Origin of the sequence: Serratia sp. CY47280 (assembly GCF_052168655.1) — a bacterium.
In the GTDB taxonomy this organism is placed as follows: Bacteria; Pseudomonadota; Gammaproteobacteria; order Enterobacterales; family Enterobacteriaceae; genus Serratia; species Serratia bockelmannii.
In genome coordinates, this window is the sequence record NZ_JBJNMG010000009.1 from 139,773 (window position 1) to 154,537 (window position 14,765).

Annotated in this window: 12 protein-coding genes; 6 read left to right on the forward strand and 6 right to left on the reverse strand. The window is 61.5% G+C overall.

What is annotated here, in order from left to right; genetic code table 11:
- Positions 1-30 precede the first annotated feature (30 nt).
- From yqhD to ACJ8J4_RS23485, 3 genes are all read left to right on the forward strand, one after another.
- Positions 31-1,194, forward strand: a complete 1,164-nt coding sequence (gene yqhD / locus ACJ8J4_RS23475) for an alcohol dehydrogenase (protein ID WP_049208377.1) — start codon at positions 31-33, stop codon at positions 1,192-1,194.
- Positions 1,195-1,481: 287 nt separating this feature from the next.
- On the forward strand, positions 1,482-2,306 hold the full coding sequence (dkgA, locus tag ACJ8J4_RS23480) for a 2,5-didehydrogluconate reductase DkgA (RefSeq protein WP_016930128.1): 825 nt from the start codon (positions 1,482-1,484) through the stop codon (positions 2,304-2,306).
- 143 nt (positions 2,307-2,449) lie between these two features.
- The gene (locus ACJ8J4_RS23485) at positions 2,450-3,055 is read left to right on the forward strand and encodes a transglycosylase SLT domain-containing protein (RefSeq protein WP_025304291.1); all 606 of its coding nucleotides are present in this window, start codon (positions 2,450-2,452) and stop codon (positions 3,053-3,055) included.
- 63 nt (positions 3,056-3,118) lie between these two features.
- Here ACJ8J4_RS23485 and ACJ8J4_RS23490 read toward each other — a convergent pair whose 3' ends face one another.
- A complete protein-coding gene (locus tag ACJ8J4_RS23490) occupies positions 3,119-5,287 on the reverse strand; it encodes a YgiQ family radical SAM protein (RefSeq protein ID WP_025304292.1) in 2,169 nt (722 codons plus the stop codon).
- 80 nt (positions 5,288-5,367) lie between these two features.
- Positions 5,368-6,102 carry a GntR family transcriptional regulator gene (locus ACJ8J4_RS23495; protein WP_043142111.1) on the reverse strand — a complete coding sequence of 245 codons (735 nt, stop codon included), beginning with the start codon at positions 6,100-6,102 and terminating at the stop codon, positions 5,368-5,370.
- A gap of 657 nt (positions 6,103-6,759) precedes the next feature.
- Between ACJ8J4_RS23495 and ACJ8J4_RS23500 the strand changes: the two genes are divergently transcribed.
- Together ACJ8J4_RS23500 and ACJ8J4_RS23505 are read left to right on the forward strand one after the other, a co-directional pair.
- Positions 6,760-8,157 (forward strand): purine-cytosine permease family protein, encoded by a 1,398-nt coding sequence (locus ACJ8J4_RS23500; RefSeq protein WP_049204426.1) that lies wholly within the window; start codon positions 6,760-6,762, stop codon positions 8,155-8,157.
- A complete protein-coding gene (locus tag ACJ8J4_RS23505) occupies positions 8,154-9,086 on the forward strand; it encodes a PfkB family carbohydrate kinase (RefSeq protein WP_197836029.1) in 933 nt (310 codons plus the stop codon). Before ACJ8J4_RS23500 ends, ACJ8J4_RS23505 begins: the two co-directional genes overlap by 4 nt.
- Before the next feature lie 28 nt (positions 9,087-9,114).
- Here ACJ8J4_RS23505 and ACJ8J4_RS23510 read toward each other — a convergent pair whose 3' ends face one another.
- Both ACJ8J4_RS23510 and xapA read right to left on the reverse strand, forming a co-directional pair.
- Entirely contained in the window at positions 9,115-10,374 is a 1,260-nt protein-coding gene (locus tag ACJ8J4_RS23510; RefSeq protein WP_127146331.1) for a nucleoside permease, read from the reverse strand.
- An 81-nt stretch (positions 10,375-10,455) separates the two neighbouring features.
- The gene (xapA, locus tag ACJ8J4_RS23515; RefSeq protein ID WP_142591165.1) at positions 10,456-11,277 is read right to left on the reverse strand and encodes a xanthosine phosphorylase; all 822 of its coding nucleotides are present in this window, start codon (positions 11,275-11,277) and stop codon (positions 10,456-10,458) included.
- Positions 11,278-11,413: 136 nt separating this feature from the next.
- Between xapA and ACJ8J4_RS23520 the strand changes: the two genes are divergently transcribed.
- Positions 11,414-12,325: a LysR family transcriptional regulator gene (locus ACJ8J4_RS23520; RefSeq protein WP_043142098.1), complete on the forward strand. Its 912-nt coding sequence runs from the start codon at positions 11,414-11,416 to the stop codon at positions 12,323-12,325.
- Positions 12,326-12,342: 17 nt separating this feature from the next.
- Here the strand turns inward: ACJ8J4_RS23520 and ftsP are convergent, their stop codons facing one another.
- Positions 12,343-13,758: a cell division protein FtsP gene (ftsP, locus tag ACJ8J4_RS23525; protein WP_025304299.1), complete on the reverse strand. Its 1,416-nt coding sequence runs from the start codon at positions 13,756-13,758 to the stop codon at positions 12,343-12,345.
- A 132-nt stretch (positions 13,759-13,890) separates the two neighbouring features.
- Entirely contained in the window at positions 13,891-14,625 is a 735-nt protein-coding gene (locus tag ACJ8J4_RS23530; RefSeq protein WP_025304300.1) for a 1-acylglycerol-3-phosphate O-acyltransferase, read from the reverse strand.
- Positions 14,626-14,765: the final 140 nt, after the last annotated feature.

Here is a 14,765-nt window from a genome sequence, read left to right on the forward strand (position 1 = left end):
GCCCGCCTGACAGAAAGAGAGAAATCAACCATGCAAAACTTCATTCTGCATACCCCAACCAAAATCCTGTTCGGCAAGGACCAAATTGCCGACGTGGCCGGCCAGATCCCAGCGGACGCACGCATCCTGATCACCTACGGTGGCGGCAGCGTGAAGAAAAACGGCGTGCTGGATCAGGTGTATAGCGCGCTGGCCGGCCGCGACGTGCGGGAGTTCTCCGGCATTGAGCCGAACCCGACCTACGAAACGCTGATGAAAGCGGTCGAGGTGGTGAAGGCGGAAAACATCGATTTCCTGCTGGCGGTCGGCGGCGGTTCGGTGGTTGACGGCACCAAATTCATCGCCGCCGCGGCCCGTTATACCGCCAACGGCGACGCCTGGCATATCCTGCAGACCGTCGGCAGCCACATCGCCGACGCGGTGCCGATGGGCTGCGTGCTGACGCTGCCGGCCACCGGTTCCGAGTCCAACAGCGGCGCGGTGATCACCCGTAAAAGCAGCGGCGACAAGCAGCACTTCTTCTCGCCGCTGGTGCAGCCGCGCTTCGCCGTGCTGGATCCGGTCGTGACCTACTCGCTGCCGCCGCGCCAGGTAGCCAACGGCGTGGTCGACGCCTTCGTACACACCCTGGAGCAGTATCTGACCTACCCGGTCGACGCCAAGGTGCAGGATCGCTTCGCCGAAGGCCTGCTGCTGACCCTGCTGGAAGACGGCCCGCGCGCGCTGGCCGAGCCGGAAAACTATGCGGTGCGCGCCAACGTGATGTGGAGCGCTACCATGGCGCTGAACGGCCTGATCGGCGCCGGGGTGCCGCAGGACTGGGCGACCCACATGCTGGGCCATGAACTGACCGCCATGCACGATCTCGACCACGCACAAACGCTGGCCATCGTGCTGCCGGCGCTGCTGCACGAGAAGAAAGCGCAGAAGCGCGAAAAACTGCTGCAGTACGCTGACCGCATCTGGGACCTGCGCGAAGGCAGCGAAGACAGCCGCATCGACGGCGCCATCGCCGCCACCCGCGCCTTCTTCGAACAGATGGGCGTACCGACCCGCATGGCGGATTATCAGCTCGACGGCAGCAGCATTCCGGCGCTGCTCGACAAGCTGCATCAGCACGGCATGACCGCCCTGGGCGAGCATCAAGACATCACCCTGGACGTCAGCCGCCGCATTTATGAAGCGGCGCGTTAATCGCAAAACGGCGATTTTTTGCTAGGCTTTAGTCTCCGTCAGCCATTTTTCGCCGCATCCGGCGCCCGGCCGATCGCCGGGCGTCGTCGGGCGCCTCAGCGCGCCGCCGATCGTTTCGCACCCTTCGTCTTACCGCTCATTCGCAGGGAGAGCGGGGAGAGAATCGCCCTCCCGCCACCGCTGAAATTAGGCTGGCAAACCCGGCAACCGCCCACTTTGCCAACTAGAATTTATCTATAGCCGTTTCGGTGCCGCAGGCGCCGCAATCCGTACACAAGGAGATGCGCATGACAACGCAACAACCCATCATCAAACTCCACGATGGTAATCTGATGCCGCAGTTGGGTCTCGGCGTTTGGCAGGCGAGTATTGAAGAGACCACCCGCGCGGTCAGCAAAGCGCTGGAGATCGGTTACCGCTCCATCGACACCGCCGCGATCTACAAGAACGAGGAAGGCGTCGGCGCCGCGCTGCAGTCCAGCGCGCTGCCGCGCAGCGACCTGTTCATCACCACCAAGCTGTGGAACGACGATCAGGGCGATCCGCTGGCGGCGCTGGAAACCAGTCTGGAAAAGCTCAAGCTGGACTATGTGGATCTGTATCTGATCCACTGGCCGCGCCCACAGCAGGATCAATACGTCTCCGCCTGGCGCGAGCTGATCAAACTGCGCGAACAAGGCCTGGTGAAAAGCATCGGCGTGTGCAACTTCCATACGCCGCACCTGCAGCGTCTGTTGGATGAAACCAACGTGGCGCCGGTCGTCAACCAGATCGAGCTGCACCCGCTGCTGCAACAGCGCCAACTGCGCGCCTGGAACGCTACGCACCATATCGCCACCGAATCCTGGAGCCCGCTGGCGCAGGGCGGTGAAGGGGTATTCGACCAGCCGCTGATCAAGGCCCTGGCCGAGAAATACGAGAAAACCCCGGCGCAAATCGTGGTGCGCTGGCACCTGGACAGCGGTCTTATCGTGATCCCGAAATCCGTCACGCCGTCGCGCATTCGCGAAAACTTCGAGGTATTTGATTTCAAACTCGATAAGGACGAACTGGGCGAGATCGCCAAGCTGGACGTCGGCAACCGCCTGGGGCCGGATCCGGATACCCTGTAAACCCACGCTCAAGCCCTCTCCCGCCGGAGGGGGCTTTTCCTTCCCACACATTGCTCCTTTGCGCCGCCTGACGTTATGATGACGACGCCGGAGGCTCCGGCCACCGGTTAACGCCGTTAAAAAACAGACAAGCACGGAGCACCATGAAATTCTCTTTCTCACACGGGTCACGGCTGGGCATGCTTTGCATCATGCTGGTGCTGGCGGGTTGCGCCGGCAAGAAACAGCGCGTCAGCTACGATCGCCACGCCTTCGATAGCGCCATCAAAGACGCCGCCAGCGAATACGGCGTGGACGCCAAGCTGATCACCGCCATGATCCAGGTGGAGTCCGGCTTCAACCCTTCCGCTGTGAGCAGATCCAATGCGATCGGCCTGATGCAGCTGAAAGCCGATACCGCCGGCTGCGATGCCTACCGCTACAAAGGCAAACGCGGCTGCCCGGACGACGATGACCTGCGGGATCCCGACACCAATATCGATCTCGGCGCCGCCTATCTGGCCACCTTGCAAAAACAACAGCTTAAAGGGATCGCCAATCCCGTCACGCTGCGCTACGCCACCATCATCGCCTACGTCAACGGCACCGGCGCGCTGCTGCGCACCTTCTCCAGTAATCGCCAGCAGGCGATCGCGATGATCAACAACCTGTCGCCAGAAGCCTTTAACTGGCACGTGCGCAAATACCATCCCGCACCGCAGGCGCCGCGCCATTTGATGAAAGTGGAAGCCGCTTACGAACGGTTGTAATTAGCTAAAGTAAAAAGGAGAACCCGGGGGTTCTCCTTTTTGTTTGCGCACGCGGCGTGGTCGTTACGGCTTGGCCTTGCGAATCGGCTTGCGCGGCGGCCGGTTGGACGGCGTGCGCTGCCGATTAATATCGGTATGTTTGGTCAGCGCCGGCCGGGTGTGGCGCTGCAGCCGTTTCGCCTCGCGCTGCTCGTCGATGCTCGGCGCCGGCACCAGACACTCGCGGCGGCTGCCGATCAGGTGCTTCAGCCCCATCTCTTCCAGCGCGGTGCGGATCAGCGCCCAGTTGGCCGGATCGTGGTAACGCAGCAGCGCCTTATGCAGGCGACGCTGGCGCTCGCCGCGCGGCACCACCACGTCTTCGCTCTTGTACCCCACCTTGCTCAGCGGGTTTTTGCCGCTGTAATACATGGTGGTGGAGTTGGCCATCGGCGAAGGATAGAAGTTCTGCACCTGATCGAGGCGGAAACGGTTCTTCTTCAGCCACAGCGCCAGGTTCACCATGTCTTCATCGCGGGTGCCCGGGTGCGACGAGATGAAGTACGGGATCAGGTACTGCTCTTTGCCCGCCTGCTTCGAATAGTGATCAAACAGCTGTTTGAAGCGATCGTAGCTGCCCATGCCCGGTTTCATCATTTTCGACAGCGGGCCTTCTTCGGTGTGCTCCGGCGCGATCTTCAGGTAGCCGCCGACGTGGTGGGTCGCCAGTTCCTTGATATAGCGCGGATCTTCCACCGCCAGATCGTAACGTACCCCGGAGGCGATCAGGATCTTCTTGATGCCCTCCAGCGAACGCGCGCGGCGGTAAAGCTTGATGGTCGGCTCGTGGTTAGTGTCCATATAAGTGCAGATCTCCGGATACACGCACGAGGCGCGGCGGCAGGTCTGCTCGGCGCGCGGGTTAGTGCAGCGCAGCATGTACATGTTGGCGGTCGGGCCGCCCAGATCGGAGATCACGCCGGTAAAGCCCGGCACCTTGTCGCGGATCTCTTCGATTTCGCGAACGATCGAATCTTCCGAACGGCTCTGGATGATGCGCCCTTCATGCTCGGTGATCGAACAGAACGAACAGCCGCCGTAGCAACCGCGCATGATGTTCACCGAGAAACGGATCATGTCATAGGCCGGAATGCGATCCTGGCCATAGGACGGGTGCGGCACACGCTGATAAGGCAGGGCAAAGACGCTGTCCATCTCCGGCGTGGTCAGCGGGATCGCCGGCGGGTTGATCCACACGTAGCGGTCACCGTGTTTCTGCATCAGCGCGCGGGCGCAGCCTGGGTTGGTTTCATGGTGCAAAATGCGCGAGGTGTGCGCATACAGCACCTTGTCGCCCTTCACTTTCTCGAAGGACGGCAGCAGCACGTAGGTCTTCTCCCACGGCTTCGGCTTGGCGGCGCGCACCGTGACAGGCTTGGCTTCCGGCTCTTTCGGCTTGGCGCCGTCGGCGCACGGCAGATCCTCGCCGTACGGGTTCGGGATAGGTTCGATGCGGCCCGGCTTGTCGAGGCGGGTGGAATCCACGCCGCTCCAGCCCGGAAGCGCTTCTTTGCGCATCACCGCGGTATTGCGAATATCGTGGATATCGCCGATTTTCTCGCCGGCGGCCAGACGGTGCGCCACTTCCACCAGCGGGCGTTCGCCGTTGCCGTAGATCAGCATGTCGGCTTTGGAGTCCACCAGCACCGAACGGCGCACGGTATCCGACCAATAATCGTAGTGGGCGATGCGGCGCAGGCTGGCTTCAATGCCGCCCAACACGATCGGCACGTCTTTATAGGCTTCTTTGCAGCGCTGGCTGTAGACCAGGGTAGCGCGATCCGGGCGTTTGCCGCCGACGTTGCCGGCGGTGTAAGCATCGTCGTGGCGCAGTTTGCGATCGGCGGTATAGCGGTTGATCATCGAGTCCATGTTGCCGGCGGTGATGCCGAAGAACAGGTTCGGTTTCCCCAACCGCATGAAATCTTCTTTGTTGCTCCAGTCCGGCTGCGCGATGATGCCGACGCGGAAGCCCTGCGCTTCCAGCATGCGGCCGATGATCGCCATGCCGAAGCTCGGGTGGTCGACATAGGCGTCGCCGCTGATGATGATCACGTCGCAGCTGTCCCAGCCCAGTTGATCCATCTCGGCTCGCGACATCGGTAAAAACGGCGCGGTGCCATAACATTCCGCCCAATAAGGCTTATAGGAAAACAGTTCACGATCGGGTTGGATCAGGCTGGTGGTGCTCATTCTGCCGCTCTTTTTACAGGTTAATTAATCGCCGGGCGGCGATTATACGCACTAGTGACAAAAAGAGCATGGTTATTTCGCTAACCATTCACCTCGAATTCATAAACATCGCTGCGGCACAAGATATCACTGTACTCCAATGCCTCGCCCCGGGCGTTGCGGCTGGTCTGGATGATGTGCAACAACGGCGCGCCGCACGGTACGTTGAGCAGTTCGGCGACCTCGTCGCTGCAGGATACCGCCTTCAACAGAAAGTGTTTATCTTCAGGCACGATGCCGCGCGATTGCCATAGCGCATACAGCGAATGTTCCAGCTGCCCCGGTTCTGGCAGGAAGCGCGGCGGTATATAGGTAGTTTCCAGCGAGACCGGGCTGCCGTTCAGCAAGCGCAACCGCCGCAGTTTAATCACCTCGTCTCCCTCCGCCAGCCCCAGCGCCGCCGCGGCCTTGGCCGGTGCGCCGACCCGGGTGCGCAGCAGCCATCGATTGCTGACGCGGCTGCCGTGACGCAGCGCCTGAGCGGTGAAACCGCTGTCCTTATCGAGGGAATAACCAATGTGCATCGCCACGCGGGTACCAACGCCCTGCTGCCGCGAAATCAGCCCCTTCTCCTCCAGCAGCTTCATCGCCTTGCTGACGGTGACGCGCGACAGCGCCAGGCCTTCCGCCATCTGCCGTTCCGGCGGCAAAAACGCCTCCGCCGCCAACACCTGCTGCCTGATTGCAGTTTCTATCGCCGTCGCCAGCTGAATATAACGCGGCGCTACCGCCCCCTGCGCCAGATGGCCACGCAGCCAGGCCATAAAATCCGTCATTCGCCCGCCCTCCTGCTTATGCCATTTGTCTGAATTTCATTTTTATCCTATCGCCTGTCCGGCGATAAGCCCCTCACCTTAACTAAAATATCGCTAATGTTTTCAGAGTGGCATCACAATTTTTGCCTAATGGACTTTCATTGGATCTAGATCGCGCGTAATCTGTGCTTATTGATGTTGATACATCAATAGCACCAACACCAGGGACCCACTTTAAAAACAATAAAAAACCCGCTGCCAGCCCTAAAGGATACCCTTGATGGCCGGCAGCGGGCATATACTGCCAGCACAAACGGCCGATAATAAGCAACGGAGCTAATGGATAGCTTGCTCACGGCTCATAGCCGCGTCACAGGATCCTATCGCGTGAGCGAACCGGACTGATGTCGGCAAATAGAAACGTACCCGCTTCGCCAACCCCCGCTGCAGACCCACTCTTTGGCTACACTCATTGGCGCCGTGCGGCCGACGTGCCTCACCCGATAAGGCGGATACCGCCCTCATTTTGACAGACCTGGCGGTCTCAGCCGCTACACACTGCGCGGAATCGGCGTCGTCCCCCGACCACGGGATAGCCGGCCTCAACCGCGCCAACGGAATCGATTTTCAGTCAACTGCGGCGGCCCTCGCGGCCCTGCGCAACAGGGATCATTTGCTATGACCGATATCAATCGCAATGAAGCATGGAAGGTAGAAAGCACCGGTATCGACCGGGTGCCGGACGCGGAGCAGACCGGCAAGCCCATCGAGCTGTTTTGGATCTGGTCGGCGGCCAATATCGGCATCCTCGGCGTAGTGTACGGTGCCATCATCGTCGGCTTCGGCTTATCTTTTCTGCAATCGGTGCTCGCCGCGCTGGTCGGCGTCGCCAGCTTCGTGCTGGTCGGCCTCACCAGCTTCGCCGGCAAGCGCGGGCGCACCTCTACGCTGACGCTGTCGCGGGTGATTTTCGGGCTGAAGGGCAACGTGGCGCCCACCCTGTTCAGTTGGATCAACCTGATGGGCTGGGAAGCGGTCAACGTGATCACCGGCACCCTGACGCTGGCGGCGCTGTTCGAGGCCTTCGGGTTGGGGGCCAGCCACCTGCTGACCGCGCTCAGCCTATTGTTGTTCGGCGGGCTCACTGTCGTCGTCAGCCTGCTGGGGCAAAATACCGTGGTCTGGATGCAAAGCTGGTTCAGCCGCATCTTCGGCACCATGACGCTGATCGTGGTGCTCTATATCCTGTTCAACACCGAGTGGAGCCAGGTGTTGGCGCTGCCTTCCGGCAGCTGGTTGACCGGCTTCCTGCCGGCGGTATCGGTGATCGCCGCCGGCACCGGCATCAGCTGGGCAATCGCCGGCGCCGATTACAGCCGCTATCAAAGCCCGAGCTCGTCGAGCAAAGGCATTTTCGCCGCGGTGATGGGCGGTGCCTGTTTGCCGCTAATGCTGCTGATGCTGGCCGGTATTCTGCTTTCCGTGCAGCTGCCCGATCTGGCCAGCGCCGCCAACCCCATCGCGCTGATTGGCTCGGTGCTGCCCGCCTGGATGGCGATCCCTTATCTGCTGGCCGCCACCGCCGGCATCGTCACCATCGCGGTGCTCAGCCTGTATTCCGCCAGCCTTAATCTGCTGACCATCGGCGTACAGGTCAAACAGTGGTTGGCGGTATCGATCGACGCGGTCGTGGTGCTGGGCATCGCCCTGTATGTGCTGTTCATCTCCGGCGACTTTATGGGGCCGTTCATCTCCTTCCTGGTGTTCTGCGGGGTGTTCCTGGCGGCCTGGGAGGCGATTTTCCTGCTCGATTACCTGTGCCTGCGCCGTCGCCACGGGTATGATGGCAACGCTTTGTACGGCCTGCATGGCCAGAACCGCGGCGTGCGCAAAGCCCCGCTGTTTTGCTGGTTCCTCGGCGCCCTGTGCGGCCTGCTGGTCACTAAAACTGGTTTTATCGACGGCCCGCTGGCCAAAGGCTTGTTTGCCGATTCCAGCCTGGGGCTGTTTGTGTCGTTTGCGGTGAGTCTGATCGCTTACGGTCTGTACCTGACCCAACGCAGAGAACATCAATGAGTGAGTGGGAAGCTGTAACACCTGTCCTGGTGATTGGGGGCGCGGTCGGCGATCTGGTGATGACGCTGCCCCGCCTGCCGACCAGCGGCGAAGATATCGAAGCCCAGCCGCAGGCGCGGCAAATCGGCGGTTGCGCGTTCAACGTGGCGCGCGCGCTGACGCGCCTTGAAGTGCCGGTGATCAACGGCATGCCGGTTGGCAACGGCGAATGGGGCGCGGCTGTCGAAGCCGCCATGGGCGAACTGGGGCTGGAGGTGCTGTTGCGCCACGGCCAGATGGACAACGGCTGGTGCCTGGCGCTGGTGGAGCCGAACGGCGAACGCACCTTCATCACGGTTTCCGGTTGCGAAAGCCAATGGAATAAAGCGCAGCTGGCCACGCTGCCGCTGACGGAACACACCCTGATCTACGCCAGCGGCTATGAGCTGGCGGGCGAAAACGGCGAAGCGCTGCGCGAGTGGCTGACGCGCATGCCGTTCGACCAACCGCGTCTGATCGATCCCGGCCCGCGCATCGCCCAACTCAGCGAAGATTTCTTCGCCATGCTCAGCGACAGCCACACCCTGCTGACGCTCAACCGCGACGAAGTGGCCGCGCTGTGCGGCGCGGGTGACGCCGTGGATGCCGCGCAGCGCTATGCCGCCGCCCGTAACCTGACGCTGATCTGCCGCCTAGATCGCGACGGCGCCTGGATCTGCGACGGCCGCACGCCGCCGCTGCACGTTCTCGCCTATCCGGTGGACGTGGTCGATACCATCGGCGCGGGCGATGCCCACTGCGCCGGTTTGCTGGCGGGGCTGTCCGCCGGCTGGCCGCTGCCGCGGGCGGTCGATCTGGCCAACCGGGTCGCCGCCTGCGTGGTGGCCAGCCTCGGCGCCGCCAATCCGCCGGACCGGCACCAACTGCAACAGCGCTTCTCGCAGGCCTGACGTTTCAAGGCGCCGTCACTCGGCGCCCTCAGCCTTGCTGCGCCGCCGCCGCCGCACTCTCCTGCGGCGAGTGGCGGTAGTTGAAGCTCAACGCGAACACAATCCCCAGCACCAGCGTATACAACGCAAACACCAGCCAGATGCTCTGCCAGTCTTTCACGCCGTCATGGCTGAAGAAATCCACCACTTCGCCGCTGGCGAGCGCACCCACATAGGCGCCCAGACCATTGACCATGGTCATGAACAGCCCCTGCGCACTGGCGCGGATGCGGTGGTCGGCCTCCTTCTCGACGAAGATGGCGCCGGAGATATTAAAGAAGTCGAAGGCGCAGCCGTAGACGATCATCGACAACAGCAGCAGCACGAAACCAAAGCCGACCGGCGTGCCGTAAGCCAGAAACAGGAAACGCAGCGTCCAGGCCGCCATGCTGATCAACATCACCTGCTTGATGCCGTAACGGCGCAGGAAGAAGGGAATGGTAAGGATAAAGAACACTTCGGAGATCTGCGACAGCGACAGCAGCACCGCCGGATACCGGACGCTGAGGCTGTCCTGATACAGCGGATTGAGCGACAGATCGTGCAGAAACGGGTTACCGAAAGTATTGGTTATCTGCAGCGCCGCGCCAAGCAACATGGCGAACAGGAAAAACAGCGCCATGCGCCGCTGGCGGAACAACACCAGCGCATCTAGCCCCAGCACGCTCACCCAGCTCTTCGACTCGGCCGCGCGGTTGGTCGGGCAGCGCGGCAGCGTCAGCGAATAGGCGGACAGCAGCAGCGACGCCGCAGAAGCCAGATACAGCTGCAGATTGCTGAGCTCGATTTGGCTGAAACCGACCAGCCACATTGCCAGAATGAATCCCACCGTGCCGTACACCCGCACCGGCGGAAAGTCCTTCACCGTGTCAAAGCCGTGCTTCTCCAGGCAAAAATAGGAAATGGCGTTGGAGAGCGCGATGGTCGGCATATAAACCATGGCGTTGAACAGCATCACCCAGAACATCAGCATCGGTTGCTCGACCTGCGCCGCGCAGTACAGCGCCAGCGCCCCGAACAGGTGGCAAAGCGCATACAGGTAGTTGGCCTTCATCCATCGATCGGCGATGATGCCCGCTAGCCCCGGCATGATCAGCGCGGCGATACCCTTGGCGCTGTAAACCATTCCCACCTGCATACCGCTGAAATGCAGCGTGTTGATCATGTAGGAGCCCAGCGTCACCAGCCAGGCGCCCCAAATAAAGAACTGCAGGAAAATCATGACTTTTAATCGTGTTTTTATCGCCATCGCCATCACCTTGTTATTATGCTTTCAACGATGATTGGTGCAGCAGGCCCCCTGCAGCCCGCCGCCGGTTTGCTTGCGGTCTTACAGCGTTTTGAACAGCTCGCGGATAAGGCGCATGAAATCGTCCGCCGCCAGCGCCGCGCAGCTGAGCGTTTGTTCATGGGAGAGCGGCGTGTCCGACAACCCTTCGGCGTAGTTGGTCATCGCGGACACCACCAACACCTTGAGACCGCAGTGGCGCGCCGTCAGGACTTCCGGCACGATCGACATGCCCACCACGTCGCAGCCCAGGGTCTGCATCATGCGGATCTCCGCCGGCGTTTCGAAATTCGGCCCGGTGTAGGCGGCGAATACCCCTTCCGCCAGCGGGATGCCCGCGCTTTCGGCCACCGCCGCCAGTTGGGCGCGCAGATCGCGATCGTAGGCGTTCGCCAGGCTGAAGAAGCGCGGCCCGAAGCGCTCGTCGTTGGCGCCGACCAGCGGCGATTCCGGCATGAAGTTGATGTGATCGGTAATGGCCACCAGGCTGCCCGGCGCCACCGAGCGGCGCAGCGAACCGGCGGCGTTGGTCGCCAGCAGGAATTCGCAGCCCAGCAGTTTGAAGGTGCGCACTGCGGTGGTCATCACCTGCATGCCGCGTCCTTCATAGAAATGACCACGCCCTTTCATGCACAGGACCGGCACGCCCTCCAGCTTGCCGGCGACCAGTTGCCCAGCGTGGCCGGCGACGCCGCTCACCGGGAAACCCGGCAGCTCCGCGTAGTCGAGGGTGACGGTTTCGGTCATCACCTCCGCCAAAGCGCCGAGCCCGGAGCCGAGAATCAAGGCCGCTTTCGGCTGGAAGCCCGGCAAACGGGTGCGGACGACATCGGCGCAGGTAAAAGCATCTTCTTGATTAAACATCGTATTCTCTCTTTCAGCGGGGGATAATAATCCCCATAGTAGAGAGCGAGGCGCGGCCGAGACCAATACATTCTTGGCGGCCGATTTATTCCATTTACCTATAAGTTGAGCTGCGTCACAGGAGGCCTTACCCCGGATGAACCCGCCCCAAGCCCTGCCCGATCCCGGCCGGATTAACTTCCGCCTGCTGCACTATTTCCGCGTGGTGGCGGAAGAGATGAACTTCACCCAAGCGGCGCGACGGCTGAATATGTCACAGCCGCCGCTCAGCAAGCACATCAAGGATCTGGAAAGCCAGCTCGGGGTGGTGCTGTTCAAACGCACCACCCGCTCCATGACGCTGACGCCGGCCGGCCGCACGCTGCTGCGCAACGTCGAGCGACTGCTGGATCAGGCCGACAGCGCGCTGCATCAGGTGCAACAGATGGGGCGTGGCGAAGGCGGCCATATGGTGGTCGGTATGGTCGGCACCTCGGCCTGGGGCGGCCTGATCGCGGCGCTGCGGCGATTCAGCGAGCGGAGCGCCGGCGTCACCTGGTCGTTGAACGAGCTGACGCCCAGCCAGCAAATCATCGCGCTGCAAAAGCGGCATATCGACATCGGGGTCTGGCGAGAGGCACAGCAACAGACGCTGCCGGGGTTGACCTGCCAACGGTTGGCAAGCGAAAGCATCGCCGTCGTGCTGCCGCTTGATCATCCGCTGGCGCAGCAGGAAAACATTCCGCTGGCGGCGCTGCAGAACGATAGCTTCATCGTGCTGCCGCCGCATGAGGCCAGCCTGGGGCTGTATCTGCACAATCTGTGCCTGCAGCAGGGATTTTTGCCGGACGTCGCTTATCAGGTTAACGAGCCGCAAACCCTGCTGGCGCTGGTGGCGGAAGGCTGCGGCATTACGCTGCTGCCGGACAGCTACGGCCGCATTCCGTGGCCCGGCGTACGCTTTTGCTCGCTGCAACAGGCGCCGCCGGCGGATCTGTACGCGGTTTACCGCGCAGACAGCGTCACGCCGGTGGTGCAGGCCTTCCTGGAGATGCTGCGGGCGCCCTAAGCGGCCCGCAGAGCGGGTTACATTGTCGGCTGTACCATCAGCTGGCCGGCGGTGCCGCGATCGGCCATCTCCAGCGTCTGGCTGTAATACAGGAACGGGAAGTGTTCGGAGGTAGGTTGGTTGAAATACACCAACAGCTCGACGTCGCCATCGACCCAGACGGTGTCCTTCCAGCCGCGATCTTCCGCCATCGGCTGCGCGCCGTTGACGCGTTTGATCAGGAACTGCACGCCCTGAATATGGAACGACTGCGGCGTATCCGCATGAATGTTCCAACGTTCCCAGGTGCCTTGCTGTGCCTGTACGTCGATGCGGTTCATGTCCCAAATCGCGCCGTTGATGCCGGCGCCGCCGTCGCCCAGGCGGAAATCGCGGGTGCGGCTGGCGCTGCCGTCCAACAGCTGATCCGCCAGCAGGCGCATCGGCAGGTTGTCGGTCACCAGCGGCAGCAGGCCGGTCGGGCGCAGCGTCAGCACCTGGGTGGACACCAGAATGCTCGACGGCTCGAACAGGCCGCGCAGGCGATCCATGATGCCCGCCGCTTCACCGGCGGTGATGGTCACCTCCTCGCCCTTCGACATGTCGATCAGCACTTCCCGGCGTTCGCCCGGCGCCAGCGAAAGCTGTTGCACCGCGACCGGCGCAGGCAAGAAGCCCTGATCGCTGGCGATCACGTTGAACGGCCGCCCGTCGCTGAGCTGCAGGGTATAACGCCGCGCGTTGGAGGCATTTAGAAGGCGCAAACGCACCCAGCCGCGCGATACGTCGACATACGGGTTTTGCACGCCGTTAACCAACAGCGTATCGCCGACGAAGCCGCCCTGCGACGGCGCGTCGTATTGTGGCGTGCCGAAGTTATCGAAGCGTTTGTCTTGAATGATCAACGGGAAATCGTCGACGCCATAGTGGTTGGGCAGCGGCAGCGCTTTGCTGACGGCATCCTCCACCAGCCACAGCCCGGCCAACCCGTTGTAAACGTGCGGCGCCATACGGTTTGGGGTGTTGGCGTGGTACCAGCAGGTAGCCGCCGCCTGACGGATGGGCAGCACCGGCGACCAGTCAACGTTGGGTGACATCATGCGCGGCGCGCCGCCCATCAGGGTGCCCGGCACCTGCAGACCGCTGATGGTCATCGCCACCGGCTCCTGCAGACGGTTGCTGTAAATCAGTTTGACGTCGTCACCGCTGTAAACCCGCACCGTCGGCCCCAGGTACATGCCGTTGATGCCCCACACCGCCGCTTTGCGGTTATCCATAAACGCCCAGTGGGCGCGCTGCAAGGTCAGGAACAGCGGCTGACCGCGGCGAGACTCCAGCAGCGGAGGAATGGGTAACGGGGTCTGCGTTCCGCTCGCTTCAGCCCTCAGCGGCACGGCGCCCGCGCACAGCGCCAGGCCCGATGCCTGTAAAAACTGACGTCGACTGAGTGACATATCTTCTCCATGAAAAGCAATAACTAAACCGTGTGCAAAACCCAAACGCCCGCCAATCAAGATTAGCAGGCGTTCAGGCGTTAACGGCGCTGAACGCCAATTAAAACCTTATTCTTTGAAGCCGGTAGACTCTTATTTTTTGGCGGCGTTGCGCTGGGCGACTTCAGCGTCCAATTCGGCGATTTTCGCCTCCATCAGCTCGCGGCAATGGGCCGCCAGCTCGCGCACGTTTTCTTTGCCGTATTTGCTGGTATCCACCGGCGCCAACATCTCGACGATCACATGCCCGTTATTCCAGCGATTAAGATTTATATTACCGCTGGTGGTGGATACACAGATCGGTACAATCGGCACGCCGGCGGCGATGGCCGCGTGGAACGCGCCGGTTTTAAACGGCATCAGCCCACGGCCACGGCTGCGGGTTCCTTCCGGGAACATCCAGATAGAAATGTCTTTCTTTTTGAACTGCTCCGCCACCTGGGCGATGGTGCCGTGCGCCTTGGCGCGATTATCACGATCTATCAGCAGATTACCGGTCAGCCAATACAGCGGGCCGAAAAACGGGATCCATACCAGACTTTTTTTACCGACGGTCACGGTGCGCGGCTGCACAATATTAGAAGCCGTCACCATGTCGTAGTTATTTTGGTGGTTGGCGATATAGATGCACTTGCCGTTGTTGGCCGCATCGGCCGGCACGCGGGTTTCAACCTTGATGCCGAACAGCGTCGACAGGCGGCCGAAAAGATGGCCGAAGGTCGCCACATGGCGGGGGTTGCGCGGGCTGAACAAGCAATAAATAGAACCGAAAATACACACCAGAATACAGAAGAGAGTGGCGAGAACGGCACGCAAAATCAATAACATAACAACCTCATTAGCACACTGCCAACGCAGTTTACTTCGCTGCGCAGATTCCTTTACTCATTATTTGCCGGCCGGGCGATAAGCACGCCCATGTCGCCCGCATTTCTCGCTATTTTCCTGCCAGGCGGCAGTACGCACAA

Bases quoted from the DNA above. Each gene is read 5' to 3' on its own strand.
- yqhD (WP_049208377.1), top strand. From the start codon at position 31: ATGCAAAACTTCATTCTGCATACCCCAACCAAAATCCTGTTCGGCAAG.
- dkgA (WP_016930128.1), top strand. From the start codon at position 1,482: ATGACAACGCAACAACCCATCATCAAACTCCACGATGGTAATCTGATG.
- ACJ8J4_RS23485 (WP_025304291.1), top strand. From the start codon at position 2,450: ATGAAATTCTCTTTCTCACACGGGTCACGGCTGGGCATGCTTTGCATC.
- ACJ8J4_RS23490 (WP_025304292.1), bottom strand. From the start codon at position 5,287: ATGAGCACCACCAGCCTGATCCAACCCGATCGTGAACTGTTTTCCTAT.
- ACJ8J4_RS23495 (WP_043142111.1), bottom strand. From the start codon at position 6,102: ATGACGGATTTTATGGCCTGGCTGCGTGGCCATCTGGCGCAGGGGGCG.
- ACJ8J4_RS23500 (WP_049204426.1), top strand. From the start codon at position 6,760: ATGACCGATATCAATCGCAATGAAGCATGGAAGGTAGAAAGCACCGGT.
- ACJ8J4_RS23505 (WP_197836029.1), top strand. From the start codon at position 8,154: ATGAGTGAGTGGGAAGCTGTAACACCTGTCCTGGTGATTGGGGGCGCG.
- ACJ8J4_RS23510 (WP_127146331.1), bottom strand. From the start codon at position 10,374: ATGGCGATAAAAACACGATTAAAAGTCATGATTTTCCTGCAGTTCTTT.
- xapA (WP_142591165.1), bottom strand. From the start codon at position 11,277: ATGTTTAATCAAGAAGATGCTTTTACCTGCGCCGATGTCGTCCGCACC.
- ACJ8J4_RS23520 (WP_043142098.1), top strand. From the start codon at position 11,414: ATGAACCCGCCCCAAGCCCTGCCCGATCCCGGCCGGATTAACTTCCGC.
- ftsP (WP_025304299.1), bottom strand. From the start codon at position 13,758: ATGTCACTCAGTCGACGTCAGTTTTTACAGGCATCGGGCCTGGCGCTG.
- ACJ8J4_RS23530 (WP_025304300.1), bottom strand. From the start codon at position 14,625: ATGTTATTGATTTTGCGTGCCGTTCTCGCCACTCTCTTCTGTATTCTG.